Raw genomic sequence first — 452 nt, forward strand, 5'->3', positions numbered from 1 at the left:
AGTATATGGAAAAGATGGAGCTAGTAAATTTGGATCGAGTACAAGTTTTATATTTGAAAACGATTGCCCTTTTCCTCTTTTTTCAATAAGAGATGGAGCGCCAGGTCTTTTTAAAAATGCCGAAGAAGGTGAAGCTAAAGGGGTTCCTACTCACTTAGATGTTTCTTGGCTTTCGTATGTAGAAAAATGCCAATATCTCTTAGAAGACCAGCCTTTAGATTCTCTGAAGATAGCTCAATTCTTAGAGGAGAAGGTCTACAAAGCCTCAATGAGGGAGGATAATACTGCCCCTGAAATAGAGGAGTACAATATTTCCGTTGGTTTAGCCCCTGGTGGAGTAGTTTTTGTTTGGTTACACAACTATGATAGGGTTGTAGAGGTAGGGCGTTACCAAGCCAAAAAAACAAAAAACATTCACTTTGTAACCCGAAAAGAAGCCGATGAATATTATA

General features: G+C 38.5%; 1 protein-coding gene. It reads left to right on the forward strand.

Features of this window, described 5'->3' with window-relative positions; translation table 11 throughout:
• A partial coding sequence (locus HMPREF9075_RS13660) for a DUF2931 family protein (protein WP_009414730.1) occupies positions 1 to 452 on the forward strand: 452 nt, incomplete at both ends.

This window comes from Capnocytophaga sp. oral taxon 332 str. F0381 (genome assembly GCF_000318275.2).
Taxonomy (GTDB): domain Bacteria; phylum Bacteroidota; class Bacteroidia; order Flavobacteriales; family Flavobacteriaceae; genus Capnocytophaga; species Capnocytophaga bilenii.